The 19646-nt window shown below is 70.1% G+C and carries 16 protein-coding genes, 1 tRNA gene and 1 pseudogene; 7 read left to right on the top strand and 11 right to left on the bottom strand.

All coding sequences use genetic code 11. The features are described from left to right. A partial coding sequence (locus I5G_RS12865) for a DEAD/DEAH box helicase (RefSeq protein WP_022879420.1) occupies nucleotides 1–1731 on the bottom strand: 1731 nt, incomplete at its 3' end. A gap of 138 nt (nucleotides 1732–1869) precedes the next feature. Between I5G_RS12865 and I5G_RS12870 the strand changes: the two genes are divergently transcribed. Continuing rightward, the gene (locus tag I5G_RS12870) at nucleotides 1870–3252 is read left to right on the top strand and encodes an MFS transporter (RefSeq protein WP_036328121.1); all 1383 of its coding nucleotides are present in this window, start codon (nucleotides 1870–1872) and stop codon (nucleotides 3250–3252) included. A 164-nt stretch (nucleotides 3253–3416) separates the two neighbouring features. Here I5G_RS12870 and I5G_RS24780 read toward each other — a convergent pair whose 3' ends face one another. Beyond that, a complete protein-coding gene (locus tag I5G_RS24780; RefSeq protein WP_022879422.1) occupies nucleotides 3417–3932 on the bottom strand; it encodes a MarR family winged helix-turn-helix transcriptional regulator in 516 nt (171 codons plus the stop codon). A gap of 110 nt (nucleotides 3933–4042) precedes the next feature. Between I5G_RS24780 and I5G_RS12880 the strand changes: the two genes are divergently transcribed. Further along, nucleotides 4043–4846: a MarR family winged helix-turn-helix transcriptional regulator gene (locus I5G_RS12880; RefSeq protein ID WP_022879423.1), complete on the top strand. Its 804-nt coding sequence runs from the start codon at nucleotides 4043–4045 to the stop codon at nucleotides 4844–4846. 189 nt (nucleotides 4847–5035) lie between these two features. On the opposite strand, the pseudogene dcd reads toward I5G_RS12880, so the two are convergent. Beyond that, nucleotides 5036–5642, bottom strand: a pseudogene (gene dcd / locus I5G_RS22375) (dCTP deaminase). 198 nt (nucleotides 5643–5840) lie between these two features. On the opposite strand from dcd, the gene I5G_RS12890 reads away from it, so the two are divergent. From I5G_RS12890 to I5G_RS12910, 5 genes are all read left to right on the top strand, one after another. After that, nucleotides 5841–5914, top strand: a tRNA-Gly gene (locus I5G_RS12890). A 222-nt stretch (nucleotides 5915–6136) separates the two neighbouring features. Then, entirely contained in the window at nucleotides 6137–6538 is a 402-nt protein-coding gene (locus I5G_RS12895) for a PEP-utilizing enzyme (protein ID WP_026095897.1), read from the top strand. After that, on the top strand, nucleotides 6538–7857 hold the full coding sequence (locus tag I5G_RS12900) for a hypothetical protein (RefSeq protein ID WP_026095898.1): 1320 nt from the start codon (nucleotides 6538–6540) through the stop codon (nucleotides 7855–7857). The genes I5G_RS12895 and I5G_RS12900 overlap by 1 nt, the downstream gene beginning before the upstream one ends. Before the next feature lie 74 nt (nucleotides 7858–7931). Next, entirely contained in the window at nucleotides 7932–9125 is a 1194-nt protein-coding gene (locus tag I5G_RS12905) for a thiolase family protein (RefSeq protein ID WP_022879424.1), read from the top strand. Then, nucleotides 9125–9541, top strand: coding sequence for a Zn-ribbon domain-containing OB-fold protein (locus I5G_RS12910; protein ID WP_022879425.1), 417 nt, complete (start codon nucleotides 9125–9127; stop codon nucleotides 9539–9541). Before I5G_RS12905 ends, I5G_RS12910 begins: the two co-directional genes overlap by 1 nt. A gap of 110 nt (nucleotides 9542–9651) precedes the next feature. On the opposite strand, the gene I5G_RS12915 is transcribed toward I5G_RS12910, so the two are convergent. From I5G_RS12915 to I5G_RS12950, 8 genes are all read right to left on the bottom strand, one after another. Then, nucleotides 9652–10452 (bottom strand): coniferyl-alcohol dehydrogenase, encoded by an 801-nt coding sequence (locus I5G_RS12915; RefSeq protein WP_022879426.1) that lies wholly within the window; start codon nucleotides 10450–10452, stop codon nucleotides 9652–9654. Between the two features lie 24 nt (nucleotides 10453–10476). Next, entirely contained in the window at nucleotides 10477–11940 is a 1464-nt protein-coding gene (locus I5G_RS12920; protein WP_022879427.1) for an aldehyde dehydrogenase family protein, read from the bottom strand. A gap of 23 nt (nucleotides 11941–11963) precedes the next feature. Then, entirely contained in the window at nucleotides 11964–14570 is a 2607-nt protein-coding gene (locus tag I5G_RS12925) for a CaiB/BaiF CoA-transferase family protein (RefSeq protein WP_022879428.1), read from the bottom strand. Beyond that, nucleotides 14567–15058 carry an HtaA domain-containing protein gene (locus I5G_RS12930; RefSeq protein WP_022879429.1) on the bottom strand — a complete coding sequence of 164 codons (492 nt, stop codon included), beginning with the start codon at nucleotides 15056–15058 and terminating at the stop codon, nucleotides 14567–14569. Before I5G_RS12930 ends, I5G_RS12925 begins: the two co-directional genes overlap by 4 nt. Then, the gene (locus I5G_RS12935; protein ID WP_022879430.1) at nucleotides 15055–16293 is read right to left on the bottom strand and encodes an NAD(P)/FAD-dependent oxidoreductase; all 1239 of its coding nucleotides are present in this window, start codon (nucleotides 16291–16293) and stop codon (nucleotides 15055–15057) included. The genes I5G_RS12930 and I5G_RS12935 overlap by 4 nt, the downstream gene beginning before the upstream one ends. Before the next feature lie 5 nt (nucleotides 16294–16298). Next, nucleotides 16299–16499, bottom strand: a complete 201-nt coding sequence (locus I5G_RS12940; RefSeq protein WP_022879431.1) for a ferredoxin — start codon at nucleotides 16497–16499, stop codon at nucleotides 16299–16301. Nucleotides 16500–16524: 25 nt separating this feature from the next. Beyond that, the gene (locus I5G_RS12945; RefSeq protein WP_026095902.1) at nucleotides 16525–17790 is read right to left on the bottom strand and encodes a cytochrome P450; all 1266 of its coding nucleotides are present in this window, start codon (nucleotides 17788–17790) and stop codon (nucleotides 16525–16527) included. Nucleotides 17791–17857: 67 nt separating this feature from the next. After that, nucleotides 17858–19594: an FAD-dependent oxidoreductase gene (locus tag I5G_RS12950; protein WP_026095903.1), complete on the bottom strand. Its 1737-nt coding sequence runs from the start codon at nucleotides 19592–19594 to the stop codon at nucleotides 17858–17860. Nucleotides 19595–19646: the final 52 nt, after the last annotated feature.

Below are 19646 nucleotides of genomic sequence, written 5' to 3' on the forward strand. Positions count from 1 at the left end.
GGCGCTCGGCCGGTCGCTGCGCTTCGCGGAACGGCCGCCCTGGTCCAGACGCAGGTCGATGAGCACGCCCGAGATGCGGGTGTCGGTGAGCCGGTTGAGCGTGTCGCGCGACAGGTCGGCCGGGAGTTCGACGAGCGAGAAGTCCTGGCGGATCTGGATCGCACCGAAGTCGTTGCGGCGCAGGCCGCCCTCGTTCGCGAGCGCCCCGACGATCTGGCGCGGCTCGACCCGCTGCCGACGCCCCACCGCGATGCGGTACGTCGCGAACCGTCCGTCGCTGCTGCGCCGGTCGCCCCGGTCGCCGCGGTCGCGGTCGCCGTCGCGCGGCGCGCGGTCGCGGTCCCGGTCGAAGCGCGGCTGTTGGATCGTCTCCTCCTCCATCAGCAGCGGGGTGTCGCCCTGCGCGACCACGGCGAGCGCCGCGGCGACGTCGGCCTCGGGCACGTCGTGGTGCGAGACGTAGTGGGCGACGACGTCGCGGAAGGTCGCGATCGCGGCGGTGTCCTCGAGCGCGGCGGTGATCGCGTCGTCGAAGCGGGTGAGGCGCGTGGCGTTGACGTCGTCGACGCTCGGCAGCGACATCTCCGTGAGCGGCTGACGCGTCGCCTTCTCGATCGCGGTGAGCATGCGGCGCTCGCGCGGGGTCACGAAGCTGATGGCATCCCCGCTCCGTCCGGCGCGTCCCGTGCGGCCGATCCGGTGGACGTACGACTCGGTGTCGATCGGCAGGTCGTAGTTGACGACGTGGCTGATGCGCTCGACGTCGAGGCCGCGGGCGGCGACGTCGGTGGCGACGAGGATGTCGAGCTTGCCGGACTTCAGCTGGTTGACCGTGCGCTCGCGCTGCACCTGGGCGACATCGCCGTTGATGGCGGCGGCGGTGTAGCCGCGGGCGCGCAGCTTCTCGGCGACGGTCTCGGTCTCGTTCTTCGTGCGGGTGAAGACGATCATCCCCTCGAAGTTCTCGACCTCGAGGATGCGGGTGAGGGCGTCGATCTTCTGCTGGTACGACACGACGAGGTACCGCTGCGTGATGTTGGCCGAGGTCGTGGTCTTGGTCTTGACCGTGATCTCTTCGGGGTCGTTGAGGTACTGCGCGGAGATGCGGCGGATCTGCGCCGGCATTGTGGCCGAGAACAGCGCGACCTGCTTGTCGGCGGGGGTGTCGGCGAGGATCGTCTCGACGTCCTCCGCGAAGCCCATCTTCAGCATCTCGTCGGCCTCGTCGAGCACGAGGTACTTCAGCTCGCTGAGGTCGAGCGTGCCCTTGTCGAGGTGGTCCATGATGCGACCCGGCGTACCGACCACGATGTCGACGCCGCGGCGGAGGGCCGACAGCTGCTGTCCGTAGCCCTGGCCGCCGTAGACGGGGAGCACCGAGACGCCCTTGATGTGCGCCGCGTACTTCTCGAACGCCTCGCACACCTGCAGCGCGAGCTCGCGCGTCGGGGCCAGCACGAGCGCCTGCGGATTCTTGTGGCCGGTCTCCATCTGCGACAGCACCGGAAGGGCGAACGCGGCGGTCTTCCCGGTTCCGGTCTGGGCGAGGCCGACGACGTCGCGCCCCTGCAGGAGCACGGGGATGGTGGCGGCCTGGATGGCCGACGGGGTCTCGTAGCCGACGTCCTTGAGGGCCTTGAGCACAGCGGCATCCAGTCCCAGATCGGCGAACGTGAGCTGCTCGGGGGCGGTGTCCGCCTCGGCGGAGGGGACGGGGGATTCGGATGCCATGACTCCACGGTAGTCCGCCACCCCGGGAAACCCCCGTTCCTCGGGCCGCGAGGGCATACCCTGAGCGCACGCGCCAGCGGCGGCGCGGGCGCGCCCGACGTATCCGCGCGTTCACCGAAGGGTCTTACCGTGAGCGACATGTCCACTCCCACCGCACCTCCCCCGCCTCCCGCCCCGTCGGTCGAAGGCAAGCGGCCGGTCCTGGCGTGGGCGCTGTGGGACTGGGGATCCGCGGCGTTCAACGCGGTCGTGACGACGTTCGTGTTCAGCACGTACCTGGCGAGCTCGTACTTCGTCGACCCCGCGATCGTCGCCGCCGCCGGCGACGACGACCGCAACCCGGAGCTCGTCAAGGCGCTCGCGGACAACGCCGCCCTCGTGGGCAATGCCCTGATGATCGCCGGAATCGTGGTCGCGCTGCTCGCGCCCGTGCTCGGTCAGCGCAGCGACGGAACCGGACGCCGGAAGCTGTGGCTCGGCATCAACACCGGCGTGATCGTGCTCGCGATGGCCGCGATGGTGTTCGTCGAGGGGACGCCGCCGTACCTCATCCTCGGCGCGACGCTGCTGGCGGTCGGCAACGTCTTCTTCGAGTTCGCGAGCGTCAACTACTACGCGATGCTGTCGCAGGTCTCCACGCGCGAGAACATCGGCCGCGTCTCGGGCTTCGGCTGGGGCATGGGATACGTCGGCGGCATCGTGCTGCTGCTCCTCCTGCTGGTCCTGTTCATCCAGGGATTCGGGAACCCGGATGCCGCGGGCCTCCTCGCCGTGCCCAAGGACGGTGGCTGGAACATCCGCCTGGCGATCCTGGCATCCGCGGTCTGGTTCGCGGTGTTCGCGATCCCGGTGCTGGTGCGCGTGCCGGAGATCCCGGCGCAGAGCCGCAAGGTGCGGATCGGCTTCTTCCAGTCGTACGTCGTGCTGTGGGGGACGCTCCGGTCGCTGTGGCGCGACAGCCGCCCCGTGCTGCTGTTCCTCATCGCGAGCGCGGTGTTCCGCGACGGCCTCACCGGGGTGTTCACGTTCGGCGCGATCATCGCGGCGCAGGTGTTCGGGTTCTCGTCGACCGAGGTGCTGTACTTCGCGGTCGCCGCGAACGTGGTCGCGGGCATCAGCACGATGTTCTCCGGACGCCTCGACGACCGCTTCGGCCCCAAGCGCGTGATCGTGTTCTCGCTCGTGGGACTCATCGTGCTGGGCACGGTGGTGCTGTTCATCGGCACGTCGCAGCCGCTCTTCTGGGTGGCCGGGCTCGGCCTCGGACTCTTCGTCGGCCCGGTCCAGTCGGCCAGCCGCACCTACCTCTCGCGGGCGACGCCGGAGGGTCGCGAGGGTGAGATCTTCGGCCTCTACGCCACCACCGGTCGGGCGGTGTCGTTCCTCGCGCCCGGGCTCTTCGCGCTGTTCGTGCGGCTCACGGGCGACACGCGCCTCGGCATCCTGGGCATCGTGCTGATCCTGGCCGTGGGCCTGGCGCTGATGATCCCGGTGCAGAACCGGGGCGCCGCGATCCGCTGACCCCGGCCGGCCGTCCCGGGCGGCCCGCACCACCGTGCGAAACTCCTGAGTTTCCGCCACCGACCACGCGCGGACCGGCGGAATGCCGCCAGCGCGGGCCGCGGAACCGACGATTTCTCAGGAGTTTCGCTCGCGAGCCGATCGCCACCCCGGATGCCGCGGCGTCAGTCCTGCGGCCAGGCGTCGGCGAACTTCGCCAGGAGGCGGGCGAAGTCGGCGCGCTCGGCGTCGGTGAAGGACTCGAGCGCGGAGCGCACGGCATCCCTCCTCCTCCCCCGGAGGCTCGAGACGAGTCGCTCGCCCTCGGCGGTGAGGCGCACGCGGAGGCGTCGGGCGTCGTCGGGGTCGGGCTCGCGTTCGACGAGCCGCATCTGCACGCCCTGCTGAACCAGGCGCGATGCGCGGGGCTGGTCGACGCCCACGGCGTCGGCGATCTCGCTCACCGACAGCGGACCGGATGCCGAGAGCAGAGCATCCAGCATGCGGAAGCGCGCGACCCCGGCGAACCTCCCCTGGCCCGGCTCGCCCCACGGGGGTCCGCCGGGGAACGCGTGCGGACCGTGACCGCGATGGTCGTGCGGGTGGGGGCCGCCGAAGCCTCCCCCGAACGGCGGCCGCGGCCGACGACCGCGGATCTTGGCGAGGGCGGCGGCGATCTCGTCGGCGGGGTCGGCGGTCATGCGGCGATTTTACATGTCGCTTGACAAGCATTCGGAATACATGTCACAGTACATTCGTTGTCACTTGACATGTAACCGGCGGATCTTCCGCCCCACGAAAGGAACACCCCATGGACACCTCCACACCTCTGGATCCCCGCAGCCTCGCCCATCGCCTCACCACGGTCGGACACGCGCTGCACCATCGCCTCTTCGCGCAGCTGCGCGACAGCGACCTCCACCCCAAGACCGTCCTCCTGCTGCGTGCGATCGACGGCCGCATCGACGCTCCGTGGATCGCCGACCGCCTCGCCCGCGGCGGCAAGCGCCTCACCGCCCTCGCCGAGCGCGGCTGGATCGAGCGCACCGACGACGGCTGGGCCCTGACCGCCGAGGGTCGCGAGATCCTCGACCGGATGGATGCCGATCGCTCGGCGCTGCTCGCGGACGTCCCGGCCGAAGAGCTCGAACGCCTCGTCGCCTCCCTCGACGCGGTCTCCGCGGCGCTCGGTCTCGACGAGGCGGACGCGGCGCCGTTCGGCCCCTTGGGACGCGGCGGACGCGGCCCGGGCATGCGCGGGTTCGGGCAGGGTTTCGGCCCGTTCGGCCGCGGCTTCGCCCCCGGCTTCGGCCCGCGTGCCGGGTTCGGCCCGGGCGCCGGGTTCGGTCCGGGCGCCGGGTTCGGCTCGGGCGCCGGGTTCGGCCCGGGCTGGCGCGGCGAGCGTGACGCCGACGCCGAGCAGCACGACCCGCGGCACCGCGGCGGTCACGGACGCGGGTGCAACCCCCGCGGCGGACACGCGCACCACGGCCACGGTCACCACGGCCACGACGACCGCCGGGCGGCGCAGCGCGCCTACGAGCGCGGTTTCGACGCCGGTTTCAGCCGCGGCCGCGAGTCGTCGGCATCCGGTGAGCCCACGGCATCCGAGTGACCATCGATAAACGCTCTCCGTCGCGAGAAACGCGTTCACACCGCGTTTCTGCGCACGAATGGCGTTTATCGGCGGGCACGACGCGGCCCAGCACGCGCCGCGCCGCGCCGCGAGCACGCCGCGCCGCGAGCGCACAACCGAACAGCCCCGCCGAGATTCACTCGACGGGGCTGTCCGGTGTTCCGGGGCTCAGCGCCCGGCGGAACCGGCGTCGGTCGTGCCGACGTCCGTGCGGTGGAAGTTGAGCGCCGACCGCGACGCCGTCGGGCCGCGCTGGCCCTGGTAGCGGTTGCCGTACGGTCCCGACCCGTAGGGGTTCTCGGCCGACGACGTCTGGCGGAAGTAGCAGACCTGGCCGATCTTCATGCCGGGCCAGAGCTTGATCGGCAGCGTCGCGACGTTCGAGAGCTCGAGGGTGACGTGCCCCGAGAAGCCCGGGTCGATGAAGCCGGCGGTCGAGTGCGTGAGCAGCCCCAGTCGCCCGAGCGACGACTTGCCCTCGAGGCGCGCGGCGACGTCGTCGGGCAGAGTGACGCGCTCGAACGTTCAACCCAGCGCGGAATTCCCCCGGGTGCAGGATGAACGGTTCGTTCGGCTCGACCTCGATGAGGCGAGTGAGTTCGGGCTGATCCTCGGCGGGATCGATGAACGGGTACTTGTGGTTGTCGAACAGCCGGAAGTACCGGTCGAGGCGCACATCCACGCTCGACGGCTGCACCATGGCCGGATCGAAGGGGTCGAGCCCCAGGCGTCCGTCGGCGAGTTCGGCACGGATGTCGCGATCGGAGAGCAGCACGCGCCCAGCCTAGGGCGTGGGGTCGGCGGGCGTCCGGTCGGCGTCGCCAGATCACGTGATCTGGGCGAACGCACCCGTAATGTCGCGCCACGGCGGGCGCCCTCGACCACGTCACGTGATCTGGGCGTCCACGACAGAACCCCGACCTGGATGCCACGGGAGACGCTGTTATGCTGGCGGGAGTGCCGTCAGGCGCTCGGGGCTGTAGTTCAATGGCAGAACTTCTGCTTCCCAAGCAGACAGCGCGGGTTCGATTCCCGTCAGCCCCTCCACAGGCCCGACTCACCGCTCCGGCGGTGCGGCGGGCCTTTCACGTAGGCGCCCGGGCGATCCGCAATCGCGCACACCCAGCCCGCTCCACTCCTCGCGCGCTAAGCGGCAACGTCAACCCCTCAGGAGTCCCGAAACGGGGTCTTGTGCGATTGGGTGATCGACGTATAGTTCTAATGGTTGAGCCATTGCCGACCGTCTCACGCTTCAATGAGGAGGCATCCATGACAGAGCGCATCATCGGAACGGGGGTCAAGGCCTTCACCTCGCCCCACGGGGCGACGGGCCGTATCCGTTTCCTCGACTCCCCCGAGGAGGTGCTGGACTTCATCGACGGACCCGACGTCGAAGAGGCCGTCGTCATCTCCCGCGGCGGAACCACGACCTTCATGTCGCCGGCGCTGATGGCCGGCGTCGCGGGACTCATCACCCTGCAGGGTGCGCCGGAGAGCCATCTCGGCATCCTGTCGCGCGAGTTCTCCATTCCCTGCGTGATGTCCACGCAGTTCACGGAAGGTGTCACGACAGCGCGCGACGAGACGATCCCGGCCGACGGAACGCTCGTACGCCTGGACATCTCGGGAGATCGAGGCCAGGTCTTCGTCGTCGAGAGCGAGGACGCGTGATGACGAGCATCACCGCGGGCGCGCCCGCCTTCGACCTCGACCTCTGGCTCACGAAGTACCTGGGCATGATTCCGCAGGGCGTCGCCGGAGACGCCGAGATCCGCTCCCGTCTCACGACGCCCTTCGTCGACACCACCGATGAGGACGTCCGGAAGACCCGGCTCAGCGCCGACGAGATCAACAGCTGGCTCGACTATGCCGGGTGGAACCTGTGGGACTTCATCCTCGGCCGCGCCTCGGAGGGGGAGTCCGGTCTCATCCCGCGCCAGGAGTACGAGACCAACTCGTTCGTGCAGCAGTGGAACACGTACCCGACCTGGATCCGCCAGCTCACCGACGAACTCGGTGTCGACGGGCTGCTGGGGCTGGCGCAGACCGCACGGCACGAGGTCGGGACGAAGATCAACGTCACCCGCAACTGGGCGGCATCCGTCTGTCCCATCCTGGGCCGCGGAATCGGCATCACCCTCGGGCAGGACACCGCCGACTCGCGTCGCGACGACCTCGAGACGCTCATCCAGTTCGGTCGGCGACTGCAGCACGGCACGTGGGGCGGGGGCTCAGGGCTGGTGTCCGGCCGCGACTTCACCCTGGATGTCCTCGCTCCCGAGTTCCTCGCGCAGCTTGTGGCCCAGGCGCAGTCCCTCGAAGATCCCGAGAAGCTCGAAGCCTTCCGCCGATTCAACGCGAAGACCGAGCTGTTCGGCTTCATGCTGCACTACGACTGCCGCGCCGGCATGGGCGACACGGGCCCGTACCCGCTTCCGGACGGCCGGTTCGCCATCGTGCGCGACCACTTCCTCAACGAGGACATCTACCCGTGGGCGGGTGTCGCCGAGGGTCTGCCGTATGCGGTGACCCAGGTCATGATCTTCCCCGCCGACAAGGTGAAGGTCACGATCAACGACATCATGACCACGTTCTCCGATCCGTCGAACTATCTCGACTACATCGAGAGCGTCGCCGTCTTCGCCCGTGACACGCGCGACACCCCGATGGGCGAACTGCGCGTCGTCACCCCCGAGGAGATCGCGACCTACTCCCAGATCGCGCAGAAGGGCACACTGTCGATGTATCGCGACCTCGCGAAGAAATCGACGGAGCAGAAGATCCGCGACGGAATCATGGTCTACACGCGCGAGTTCCTCTTTCCGCACGCCATGAAGGCGGGCCTGTGGGACAAGTGGGTCGCAGAGGGCTTCGACACGCTGCACCCGAACACCGAGGCCGCGTGGCCGACCCTCGCGAGCCCGAAGGCGGCCGAGATCCTCACGCCCGTGCTGCTGTTCGGCGGGGGCTTCCCGCCCGTGTCCGACTAGCACCGAATCCCGCCCGGCGCGCCTCCCGTCCCCCACGACGGGAGGCGCGCCGCCCTTCGAGAGAAGACACGCGCATGAGCAGATCCGTCGCGATCATCGGCTACGCCGCCGCACCCGTCGGGAAATGGCAGACACCCCCGGATGCCGAGGAGCATGTGCTCGAGCACGAAGTCCTCGGTCGACTCGCCATCGAGGCCGCCCACGACGCCGGGATCGACAAGTCCGACATCGGAGCGCTGGCGATGAGCCTCCCCCGCCCCTACACCCAGCAGAAATACTTCGCGACGTTCCTGGCGAACTACCTGGGACTGCCGCTGACCGCGGGGATCGCCGAGGTCCTGGGCAACGGGATGACCGGGGCACTGACCTTCGAATCCGCCGCCAACGAAATCCTCCTCGGGCGCGCCAAGGTGGCCCTCGCGATGGGCATCAACGTCGAGACCGCGATCAGCGCGCGCGATCACATGATGAGCTCCATGCGCGCCGTCGGCGACGTCGACTTCCAAGCCCCGTTCGGCATCACGCCGATCGCCTGGTACGCGATGGATGCCAACCGGTACATCCACGAGCACGGCTCCTCCCGCGAGCAGATCGCCACCGTGGCCGTGAAGAACCGCCTCCACGCGTCGATGAACCCGCTCGCGCATTTTCGCTCCCCCATCACCCTCGAGGAGGTGCTCGCGCAGCGGCCGATCGTCGAACCGCTCGGCCTGTACGAGGTGCCTCCGCGCAGCGACGGCGCCGCGGTCCTCGTGCTCGCGGATGAAGACGTGGCCCGCGCGCTCGGCCGACCGTACGTCCGGGTCCGCGGCCGCGGCTTCTTCCACGAGGGCGCCCACCAGATCAGCGCGATCCCCAACGACATGATCCGCCTGGAGGCTGCCGAGCGTGCCGGCGCGGAGGCGTGTGCGCAGGCCGGCATCCGTTCCGTCGACGTGGACTTCGCAGAGCTGTATGCGCCATGCACGATCGTCGAGGTGCTCGTCGCCGAGGCTCTGGGTCTCACGCCGCGCGGCCACGGCGCAGCGTGGGCCGCCGAGGGACGGACGACGCTCGGCGGCGACATGCCCCTCTGCACGTCGGGCGGGCTGACCTCGCGCGGCCATCCCGCCTACATGACGCCGCTGTACAGCTTCGTCGAGGCGGTCGAGCAGCTGCGCGGCACCGCGGGAGACCGCCAGGTCGGCGGCGCGCGGCTCGGACTCGTCTCGGCGGAGCTCGGCAACTACAACGCCGCGCTGGTCCACGTCCTCGAGGCGGTGGCGTGATGATCGACATCGTCACGGTCGACACCCCCCACCCCTACCCGCCGCGGATCTCGGCGTTCACGCGCCCGTTCTGGGATGCGCTGGCCGAAGGCCGACTCCTCACCACCCGCAGCGTCACCACGGGGGCGTTGACGTTCCCGCCCAAGCCGATCTCGCCCGCGGATTGGACGACGGACGTGGAGTGGGTGGAGCTGTCGGGATCCGGCGTCCTCTACTCCCACACCACCATCCACGCCGCACCGACCGCGTTCGTCGGCGACCTCCCGTACCGCGTGGCCATCGTCGACCTCGACGAGGGACTCCGCGTGGCGACCCGGCACATCGGCGAGATTGCCCCCGTCATCGGGGCTCCCGTCGACCTCGTCGCCGTGCGACACACCGATGCCGTGTCGTTCGCCGCACGTTCGCGGGCCTGAGCGCGGCACGCTCGCGTGCCTGAGCACGACACACGCTCGCGTGCCTGAGCACGACACGCGAGGGGCGTGGCATCCATCGATCGGATGCCACGCCCCTCGTCGTGCGGCCGTCAGGCTCGGCCGGGGTACGGCACGTCGCCGGCGCGCATCCCGGCCTTCAACCCGCCGTCGACGTCGAGGATCTGGCCGTTGACGAAGCGTGCCGCGGGGGAGGCCATGAACACGATCGCGTCGGCGATCGTGTCCGGCTCCGCGAATCCGCCGACGAGGTTCTTGATGCGCTCGACGCGGTCCTCGGTCATGACCTTCAGGAAGTCGCCGATGATCGGCGTGTTCGTCATGCCGGGCGCGATCGCGTTGATGCGCTTGCCCTTCTGCGCGTACTCGATCGCCTTGCGGATCGTGTAGTAGCTGACGGCTTCCTTCGAGAAGTTGTACGCCTTCCCCTCAGCCTTGCCCTCGGCGTACCACGCGGCTCCCTCGGCGAATCCCGCGGTGTCGTAGAGCTCGCGGTGGACGTCCTCGCGTGTCGGCCACAGCACATCGCCGTTGGAGGACACGTTCGTGACGTTCCCGCCCGGGGCGAGCAACGGCTCGACGGCCTCGGTGAGGTGGCGCAGACCCAGGTAGTTCACCGACAGCACGAACGCGTCCGGCAGCGATCCGCCCGGCACGCCCGCGATGTTGAGGAGACCGGAGTACGTTCCGCCCTCGGCGAGCCGCGCGACGACGCCGTCGATGCTCGCGGTGTCCGAGAGGTCGACGGCGTGGTGGGCGACGACGGCGTAATCGGGCTCGTTGCGGTCGAGACTGATCACCTCGGCGCCGGCCGCGACGAGCTTGCGCCCCGTGGCGCGCCCGATGCCGGATGCGGCACCGGTGACGATGAACCGGCTGTTCTCGAGTGACATGTGTGCTCCTCTTCTTCGAGTGGTCTAGGGGTGCCGCGCCGGGCCGGCAAGGGTCTGCAGCTGCGTGAACGCCTCGAGACCCCAGCTGCCGTTCTCGTACCCGATCCCGCTGTGCTTCGCGCCGCCGAACGGCAGGTGGGGCAGGATGCCGCGGGTGTGGTGGTTCACGGATGCCTGCCCCGACTCGAACCGCGACGCGATCTCGCGCGCCCGCTCGAGGTCCGTGCCCCACACGGAGCCGGCGAGGCCGAAGTCGGTCCCATTCGCGCGAACGACCGCCTCGTCGAGGTCGTCGTAGCCCACGATCGGGAGGATCGGGCCGAATTGCTCGTCGGCGACGATGGCGGAGTTCTCGGCGACGTCGGTCACCACGGTAGGCGGGAAGAAGTAGCCCACACCGTCCCTCGCCGCACCGCCGGCGGCGATCGTCGCCCCCTGGGCCGCTGTCGCGGAGGCGAGATCTCGGATGCCACGGAACTGCGCCGGCGTCGCGAGCGGCCCCAGCTGGGTCCCGTCGAGCAGCGGGTCGCCGACGCGGGCCCGCCCGGCCAGGTCGGCGAAGGCCTCGGTGTAGGACGCGCGTCGGCGTTCCGGCACGTAGAGGCGCTTGATGAGCGCGCACATCTGGCCGTTGTTCTTCATCGCCGCCCAGAAGAGCTGCTCGGCGAACTCCTCGGGCTCCGCGTCGTCGAGCACGATCGCGGCGTCGTTCCCGCCGAGTTCGAGCGTGAGGCGCTTGAGCGACGACGCCGTCTTCCGGGCGATGCCCATGCCCACCGCCGTCGACCCGGTGAAGCTCACCTTGCGCACCAGCTCGTGATCGATGAGCTTGCTGCCCAGCGGCTCGGGTCCCGAGATCACGGCGAGGACACCGGCGGGCACGATCTCCCGCACCAACTCGCCGAAGAGCAGTGCGGTGAGGGGTGTCGAGGACGAGGGCTTCAGCACCACGGTGTTTCCGGCGAGCAGTGCGGGGGCCGTCTTCCACGAGATCATGAGCATCGGCTGGTTCCACGGGATGATCCCGGCGACCACGCCGAGCGGACGGTGCACGACCTCGACGAAGCCGTTCTCGTCGTCCTGCACGACCCGGTCGCCGAGATCGACCTCGGCGAAGTGCCGGAACCAGTCGGCCGAACGGAGGACGTCGCCGACGCCCTCCGCGCGCGGCTTCCCCTGCTCGAGCGTCACCAGGGTGCCGAGCACCTCCTGGTTCGCCACGAGGACGTCGGCGATGCGGTGCAGAGCCGCGCGGCGCGCCACGATATCGCCGCGCCACCGCGGGAAGGCCGCGTGCGCGGCGCGCACCGCGCGATCGAGCTCATCGTCCGAGCAGCGCGGAGCGGTCGCGAGTGTCTCGCCCGTCGACGGGTTGTCGACCGCGAAGCGGTCGGCCCCCGAGACGGCACGGCCGTCGATCGTCATCGAGTACTCGCGCGCCTGGATCCGGTCGACCAGGTCGGTCACCGTCGTCGTCACGCTGGTCATTCGCTTCTCCTTCGGTAGGGGTCTCACACGACGCCGTCCGCACGCAGCGCGGCGATGCGGTCATCGTCGAACCCGAGGATCTCGGCGAGGATCTCGTCGGTGTCTTCGCCGTAGTTGGGGCCGGAGCGGTCGAGTCGACCACCGATGTGCGTCGGGGTGACCGACATCCGCACCGGGTGTTCCTTCACCGGCCACGTCCCGATCTCGCTCTGGCGCAGCTCCACCGTCCAGCCGAGGTGGGCCAGCTGGGGGTCCGACTCATAGCGATCGGATGCCTCTTGGCAGACGCCGGCGGCGACCCCGGAGCGCTGGAGGAGCGCCATGAGCTCGCCGCCGTCGAGATCGCGCGTAGCCCCCTCGACCTCGGCATCCAACTCGTCCTGGTGGGCCAGCCGCGCCGCCATGTCGACGAAGCGCGGGTCGCTCGTCCAGTCCGTCCTCCCCAGAGCCGCGGCGAGCGCGCACCACTGCTCCTCGTCGAAGACGGCTAGCGCGATCCAGCGGTCGTCGCCCCGTGTCCGGTAGGCACCGTGCGGTGCGGCGGCACGGTACGGCGAGCGGTTCCCCGTCCGGCGCCACGAGCGGCCGTTCACCGAACAGTCCAGGAAGGCGGTCCCCGTCAGTTGCAGACCGATCTCTCCCTGCGACGCGTCGATATGGCATCCGTGGCCCGTGCGATCCCGCCGGTACAGGGCGGCGATCATCGCATTGGCCATGTTGTAGGCCCCGAACCAGTCGAGGTACGAGTAGCCGATGCCGGCCGGGGGGAACGGGGAGGGGAGTCCCGACATCTCGCTGATGCCGGTGAACGCCTGCGCTGTCGGGCCGAAGGCACGCAGCCGACCGTACGTGCCGTGCTCCCCCATGCCCGACTGCTGGACGTAGATGATGTCGGGCTTGAGTTCCTTGAGCCGGGCGTACCCCAGCCCCATCCGCTCCATCGTCCCGGGCGAGAACCCCTCGACGACCATGTCGGCGTCGCGGATGAGGTCCTCGAGGATCCGGCGCCCCTCGGGCGACTTCAGGTTCAGCGACAGCGCGCGTTTGCCTGCGTTGATCTCCATGAAGGAGCCACTGCGATTGGGGTTCGACCGGTCGAAGGTCGGGGTCGGGAGCGGCGTGGTCGCGGCCCTGCGTTCGTCGCGGCCGCCGGGCGGGCACAGGCCCTGGCCCGTGCGCATCCCGTCGAGGCGACTGTCGTGCTCGACCTTGATGACGTCGGCGCCCAGGGCCGCGAGGAAGCGCCCCGCCCCCGCGCTGGCGAGCATCCAACTGAGGTCGATGACGCGGACGTGTCCGAGGGCGAACGGGGCGCCGTGGACGCTCCGCACCTCGTCGGTCGGGACGGATGCCACGGGCCGGTGCGTCGAGGGCACCGCCCACTCCCGGCGGACGTCGGCGGTGTGCTCGCCCACGCGCGGCGCGGGGCCGCCGTACGCCCACGCGGCATCCTCCGAGTACCACTTCGCCCCGACGTGCGCGACCGCGCGTCCGAGGGTCGGTTCGTCGAGATCGACGACGGCGCCGCGCAGGCGCCAGTGGGGATCGGAGACGTTCTCCTCCGGCAGGCGCACGGGCGCCCAGGGAAGTCCCTGGCGCTGACCCGCGCGCCAGACGTCGGCGGAGTACAGCGTCGAGGAGAAGAGCTTCTCGACCGCGCTCGAGAGGCGGTCGACCGCGGCCGCGGTCTGGCGCCCCTCGGCCGTGGCGTACTGCGGTTCGTCCAGAGCGGCACCGCTGCCGTACTCGCGGAGCACGGCGACGGTCGACTCCCACGCGCTCGCGTCGGCGGTGACCGACCCCTTCAGGTACGTCTTGTAGGGCAGCGCGTAGCGGCCGTCCTTCGTGATCGCCAGGGCGGGCAGACTCGCCGAGACCATCGAGTGACGGCACGTCAGCCGCCGATGCCGCTGGCCGAGGAACAGCCAGTCGGGGGCGTCGGTCTCGGTGTTCTTGCTGACGGCCTCGTGCACCGCGACCGACATCGCCTGACCCCGCCCGGTCCGGTGGCGGTAGACCAGTGCCCCCAGCACCGAGATCACGGCCTGCTCACCCGTGATGTGGTACGCCTGCCACATCTGGGGCGCGATCGGCGGCGTGTCGTAGAAGCCGCGCGGATCCGGGTCGTATCCGCAGTTCATCATCACGCCGCCGAGGGCGAGGTGGATGAGGTCGCTCCCGACGTAGTCCGCCCAGGGCCCGGTGTCACCGAACGGCGTGACGCGCAGGTGCAGCAGGTGCGGGAGCTCGGCGAGGAGCGTGTCGGCATCCACCCCCCGCTCGGCCGCCCAACCGCGCGGCATGCTCTCGATCACGAGGTCGGCCTGCCGGGCGAGGCGCCGGAGTTCTTCACCGCCCTGCGGGGTGTCGAGGTCCAGCGCAACCGACCGCTTGCCGTGGTTGTAATGCCACCAGTAGAGGCTCTTCTCGGCATCGGGGACATCGTCGACGAAAGGGCCGTAACCCCGCGTCGGAGAACCCTCTCGTGGCTCGACGCGAACGACGTCGGCGCCGAGTCCGACGAGGACTCGGCCCGCGTACTCACCGAGCTCCCCGCCGATCTCGAGCACCCGCAAGCCGTCGACGAAGCCGACCGCCCCCGGGGAGACGGTCTCGGAAGTCGCGGTCATCGCCGCGTGACCCTGAGCGAGAACCCCGCGGCCTCGGAGGCCGGCTCGTACACGCCACCCAACAGAGCCGCTCCGGCCGCCGTCAGCCGTGTGACCGCGGCATCCCACTCCCAGCCGTCGGCGGTGCGCGTCGGCCCGCCGTCGGCCACGGCCACGACGATGCGACGTTCGAACGACCCGGGCGGGGTCGTGTCGACGCTGAGGGACGCGCCCTCCGCCGTGACCGAGACGTGCGGATCGCGCAGGTCGACGTGCAGCATCCCGCGGTAGCCGCGGAACCGGACACCCCCCTCGAACAGGAAGGTCGTGGCGTCGCCGGCGTCGACGCGCACGGCGTCGAACACGAGGTCCCCGTCCTCCGACTCGCGCACCGCGCCGGACTTCTCCTCGGTGCCGTCGGGGAGGGCGCCGACGTAGTCGCGGAAGCTCTGCTTGACGTTCCAGCGCAGGTCGCCGGCCACCGCCGCGGTCTCGGACTCGGCGTTCATGACGCGCCCACGGCGACTCGCGCCGACAGCGCGCGATAGATCTCGCGCGCCTCTTCCCAGCTCATGCCCTCACGGATACGGCGGCGGTCCTTCATGATCTTCGACGGCTCGTTCACGGCCAGCGCGCCCACCACCCTGCCACCGTCCTCGAACAGCGCGACCCACTTGCGCGACTCGACACTCCCGAAGACGACCTCGGGCTCGCGGTCGGTCACCACTCCGGTGAACTGGATGCGGTGTCCGTACCAGTCGCTCCAGAAGTAGGGGACGGTGCTGTACGGCTGACGGTCCTCGACACGGACGACGGCGTTCTCGCCCGCGGCGGACCCCTGCTCGTTCGCGCTGGTCCACGTCTCCAGGCGCGCGGTGAGACCCGTGTGCGCGTTGGGCCACGAGATGACGTCCCCCGCGGCGAACACGCCGGGGACCGACGTCTCGAGGAACTCGTCGCACAGGACACTGCCGTCCCCGGCGAGCTCGACCCCGCTGCCCACGAGCCATTCGGTGTTGGGGACGACGCCGATGGACACCAGCAGGGTGTCGGTGGGGATCACGGAACCGTCACCGAGCACGACCCGCGCCACCGCACCATTGTCGGCCTGGACCGCCTGCACGCTCGCGCCCAACCGCAGATCGACCCCGCTCTCCCCGTGCCACTCGGAGAAGAGGAGCCCGAGGTGCCGACCCAGCGCGCGCTGGAGGGGAACGGGAGCGGCCTCGATGAGCGTCACCTCGGCGCCGAGCTTTCGGGCGGCCGTGGCGATCTCCGCGCCGATGATGCCGGCCCCGATGATCGTGAGGCGCTTGCCGGGCCCGAGTCCCGCGCGGAGGGCCGGGACGTCGCGCGCGTCGCGCAGCGTGACGATCCCGGCGGCGGCGGGCAGCCCCGGCAACTGCCGCGGGCGCGTGCCGGTGGCGATGACGAGCGCGTCGTAGTCCACTCGCTGCTCGCCGACGACGACCTGCCGCGCCGAGGTGTCGAGCCCGGTGGCGCCGTGTCCCGCGAGCCACGTGACACCGAGTCCGGTCGCCGGATCGTCGTCGCGCAGGGTCGGAGCCTCGACGCCCTCGAGCAGGCACTGCTTGCTCAGCGCGGGACGGTCGTACGGGTGCTCCTCCTCGGCGCTGACGACCGTGATGTCGCCCGTGAATCCGGCCTGACGCGCAGCCTCGGCGGCGCGGAGACCCGCGAGCGACCCTCCGACGACGACGAGCCTCTGGATGCCATCCGCCATCGCGCTCACGAGAGTGCCCCCACGATGCGCAGGGCTGCGGTCGGGCAGGAACGGACCGCCTCCTCGACGGCGCGACGCTCGTCCTCGGTGAAGGAGTCCCGGACGAGCATGAGCTTGCCGTCGTCGTTGACCTCGAAGTGCTCCGGGTCGGCGGCCTCGCAGAGGCCCAGTCCGACGCACTTGGTGCGGTCGACGTCGATCTTCATGAGAGTGCTTCCTTCTCGAGACGGGTCAGAGGGCGGTGACGTGGACGGGGAGGTGCCGGACGCCGTTGATCAGATCGCTCGCGAGCGGTTCCGGCTCACCGGTGACCTCGACGCGCACGCGGTGCAGGAGCTGCGAGTAGATGGCGGTGAGCATCGTGGTCGCGAAGCGGTTGCCGAGGCAGAAGTGGACGCCGCCCCCGCCGAAGGAGACCTGCGGGTTGGGATCGCGCGAGAGGTCGAAGGTCCCCGCGTTCGGGAAGCGCTCCTCATCGCGGTTCGCCGAGCAGTAGAACAGAGCGAGCCGGTCGCCCTTGGCGATCTGCCGGCCCCTCCACTCGATGTCGACCGCCGCGGTGCGGGCGTGGTGGATCACGGGGTTGCCGTAGCGCAGGAACTCGGGCACGGCGGTGCGCAGGCGCACGTCGATGTCTTCGCGTAGCCACGCCTCCTGGTCGGGGTGATCGGCCAGGGCGATCTGAGCGAGCGTCGTCGTCTGCTTGGTGGTGTCGTTCGAGGCGATGGTGATCAGGTACGTGAACGCCCCGATGTCGTCGTCGCTCAACCGCTGCCCGTCGATCTCGGCCTGGACGAGCGTCGAGATCAGGTCGGTGCCGGGTGAGCGACGGCGCTGCTCCGCCATGCTCCGGCCGAGCTCCATGACATACGCGCGCGCCGCGCGGAACGCCTTCATGGGATCGGCAGGATCCCCGAACTCGGGGTCCGCCTTGCCGATGAGCACGCCCGAAGCCCGCACGAAGCCCTCGAACTCCGATTCGGGAAGGTCGATGAGGCGCGCTCCGACGCGGGCGGGCAGCTTCTCGGCGACGTCGGTCACGAAGTCGAAATCCCCACCGTCCGCGACGTCGTCGACGACGCGGGTCGCCTCCGCGGTGATGTCGTCCACGAGCGAGAGCACGCGTTTCGGGGTGAAGGCGGCGCTCACCAGCGCGCGGTTGCGCTGGTGGAGCTCGCCGTCCTGGGTGTGGAAGAAGCTGGTGGAGGAGCCGTCCCACGGGTAGCCGTCGATCTGGATGCCGTACCCCGAGAGGAACACGTCGTTGCGGCGCGCGGCTTCCGCGAGGTCGTCAGCCTTCGTGACGGCCCAGAAACCGAGCTCCGTGGTCGGCACCGGCAACTCCATCGGCGGATGGAACGTGATCTCCCCGCGTTCCCGAAGCTTCGCGAACGTCTTGTCCCGCTCGTTGAACGGCTGCCTCCAGAAGGCCGCCGACGAGATGTCGAGGTCGGTGGAGTAGTCGTGAGGCGTATAGGCCCGCGGCACAGCTTCCATGTCGTTCACCCTCCCGCGGACCGTCTTTGGTCCGGCCATTCCAGTATTAGACCCTTACATCGCAGTGTCAAGCGCGGCTCTTCGCCTCCGACCCGCCCCCTCCTGCCGCCTCCGACCCGGCCCTGTCGGAGGCCGCGAGCGCGGCGCCCACGCGGTACCCGTTCACGAGAGCCGCCCCGATGTGCGAGCCGTACCCCGGGTAGCCCCCGCCGAAGATGCTCTTCGCCGCCGCACCGACCGCATACAGGCCGGGAACGGGAGCATCCCCCGCCGCCAGCACTCTGTTCTCGGCATCCGTCGCGATACCGGCGAAGGTGCCGAGGTCGCCCATCCGGATCTCCGCGCCGAAGTAGGGCGGCCGCGAGAGTTCCGCGAGGTTGGGGTTCGGCCGGTGGTCGGGGTCGCCGCGGAAGTGGTTGTACTCGGTCGACCCTCGACCGAAGGCCGAGTCGACGCCGACCGCGGCATCCCGGTTGAAGGAGTCGAGGGTGTCGACGAGTCCGCCCGGATCGATTCCGAGCTTGGCGGCGAGCTCCTCGGCGGTCTCGCCTCGCACGAGGTAGCCCGTGCGATAGAAGTATCCGCGCGGCATGGGCCAGGGCTTCGCGTACCCGATGCCGTATTTGTGCATCGCGCGCGAGTCCACGATCAGGTAGGCACGGATATCGCGCTCGTCGGCGTGATGATCGAGGATCTGCCGCCCGAAGTCGTGGTAGCTCAGCGCCTCGTTGCCGAATCGTCGTCCGTGACGGTCGACGCAGATGAGGCCCGGGAGGCCGATCTGTCGCAGATGCGGGAAGAGTCGTTCCTTGCCCGTTCGCAGGAACGAGAAGACGGTCACCGGCGCCCAGGAGGCGACCGAACTGACGTCGGCATCGACACGACCCCCCGCCGAGATCGCCAGGCGTGCGCCGTCGCCGCCGTGCCCGACCGTCGGAGTGAAGTGCTGGTCGCCATGGGGATCGTGCGGGAAGTGGCGAGTGCGCAGCTCGCGATCACCCGAGAACCCGCCCGCGGCGATGACGACGCCGCGCCGGGCCGTGACGCGACCGGGGTGGTCGCCACCGAGCCGCGCACCGACGACACCACCGCTGCCGTCGGTCAGGAGCTCGACCGCGGGCGTCGACCGCCACAGCGTCACCCCCTTGTCGAGCGCGGACCGCACCATCAGGGTGATCAGCGCGTTGCCGTTGGTGCGCTTGACCGGTCGCCGGTACCAGAGGGTGTCCCACCAGGTGCGCAGCAGCTTGAAGCCCACGTAGAAGAAGGACCGCCACGACTGATTGACGTGCGTGAACTGATACAGGTCCGGCCCCACCTGGGGCATGTACCCGAACACGGTGTAGCTCGACAGATAGGGCTGAATCGACATCCGGTGCTCATCGAGGATGCGGGCGTCGGTGTCGCGCGGGAGGATCGCCCGCCCGCCCAGGCGCGCGCCCGGCAGATCCATCTGGTAGTCCGGCGACTTCTCGGGGTAGTCGAACTGCACCTCCGTCCGGTCCTCGAAGAACGAGATCGCCTCGGGCACGGCATCCAGGAACGGTTCGACGCGCTGTGCGTCGAAGGTGTCCGGGGCGAGCGCCCGCAGGTACGCCAGCTGCTCCTCGCGCGTATCGTCCGCACCACCCTTGGGAGTTCCCGGCACCCAGGCCCAGCCCGCCGAGATCGCGGTCGTCCCGCCGAAGTACGGCTCCTTCTCGACCACGACGACGTCGAGACCCTCATCCGCCGCCTTGAGCGCCGCGGCCATGCCGGCGGCCCCCGACCCGATCACCAGCACATCGCATTCGCTGTCCCTCACGCGTCGCTCGCGCCGGGGCCCGCTGCCGTTCGTCATCATCGACTCGTCCGTT

The sequence above is a fragment of the Microbacterium sp. B19 genome, assembly GCF_000333395.1.
Classification (GTDB): Bacteria; Actinomycetota; Actinomycetes; order Actinomycetales; family Microbacteriaceae; genus Microbacterium.